The organism is Streptomyces humicola (genome assembly GCF_024436035.1).
Classification (GTDB): Bacteria; Actinomycetota; Actinomycetes; order Streptomycetales; family Streptomycetaceae; genus Streptantibioticus_B; species Streptantibioticus_B humicola.
Genome location: NZ_JANFNG010000072.1, coordinates 1 through 1,574, shown reverse-complemented (window position 1 = coordinate 1,574; position 1,574 = coordinate 1). Strand labels below are relative to the sequence as shown.

General features: G+C 70.3%; 1 protein-coding gene. It reads left to right on the top strand.

The genetic code is table 11. The annotated features are described in order from the left end of the window. Positions 1 to 100: 100 nt before the first annotated feature. On the top strand, positions 101 to 1,574 hold a 1,474-nt coding region (locus NGB36_RS32990), incomplete at its 3' end, for a transposase (protein WP_255924340.1).

The window sequence follows — 1,574 nt, the reverse complement described above, 5'->3', positions numbered from 1 at the left end:
GGACCTTGTTGGCTGATGTGATTGTTCGTCTGTCGTGATCTTCGGGTTGGGTGGACACTGCTGGGTGTCGGTCCGTTGACCTCGGTCGAGGGGGGAGGTCATGTCGATGCGTCCGCTGCCCGTCCCTGAGGTGCCCGAGTCCACGGCCCGGGTGGCGCGGGTGGCGTTCCCGCGCGGCTGCCTGGCGATGCGGATCAGGGACGAGCTCGGGGCGGTGTTTGAGAATGAGCGGTTTGCGTCCGCGTTCCCGCGGCGGGGCGGCCCAGCGGTGCCGCTGGGGACGCTGGCGATGGTCAGTGTCCTGCGGTACGCCGAGCGGCTGACCGACCGCCAGGCCGCTGATGCGGTGCGGTCCAGGATCGACTGGAAATGCGCCCTCAGCCTGCAGCTGACCGATCCCGGCTTCGACTACTGGGTGCTCAGCGAGTTCCGCGACCGGCTGATCACCCACAACCTGGGGCAGCAGATCCTCGATGCGATCCTGGAGCGGTGCGCCGAGCTTGGTCTGCTGCGGGCCGGCGGGCGGGTGCGGACCGACGCCACCCACGTCATCGCGTGCGTGCGGGACCTGAACCGGCTGGAGTTATGTACTGAGACCATGCGCTGCGCGCTGGAGGCCCTGGCGGTGGTGGCCCCGTCCTGGCTGACCACAACGGACGCGCTGTGCCCGCACTGGGTGGAGCGCTACCGGCAGCGCGCCGACTCCTACCGTCTGCCCAAGGGCGAAGCCGAACGTGGCCGGTTCGCCGAGAACGTCGGCGGCGATGGCTTCGAACTGCTGGATGCCCTGGCCGAGCCCACTGCCCCGGCCCATCTCGCCGACCTGGACGCGGTCCGGACCCTGCGCACGGTATGGGCGCAGGAGTATCTGCGGGACACGAGCGGGGTGCGCTGGCGCGAACGCAAAGAACGCCCGCCGGGAGCCGAGCGGATCGTCTCCCCACACGATGTGGACGCGCGCTGCGGCGTGAAACGGCAGACCGCATGGGACGGCTACAAGCTCCACCTGTCCGAAAGCTGCGATGAGGATCTGCCGCACCTGATGCTCCTGGCTGCCACTGCCCCCGCCTCCACCGACGGCCACCAGCTCACCGGCGCGGTCCACCAGCACCTGGTCGAACGGGATCTGGCTCCGAACGAGTACCTCGTCGACGGCGGCTACACCAGCGCCCGCCTCCTCCTGGAGGCCCGCACAGCCGGCATCGAACTGACCGGCCCCGTCCGCCCGTCGCCTGGACCGCCGGGCCTGCCAGGCGGGTACACCACCGCCGACTTCACCATCGACTGGGACCAGCGCAGCGCCACCTGCCCGCGCGGTGCCAACAGCAGCCGCTGGATCGACACCACCATCCGCGGCGAGCCCCGCATCCACGTCGACTTCGCCGATGCCGACTGCCCGAAGTGCCTGCTCAAGCACCGGTGCACCCGCGCCGCCTACCGCGTACTGACCCTGCCGCCGCGCGAGGAATGGGAAGTGCTCCAGCAGCGACGCGCCCAGCTGAACACCGACGCGTGGAAGGAGCGCTACCGCACCCGCGCTGGCGTCGAGGGCAGCATCTCCCAGGCCAAGGCGC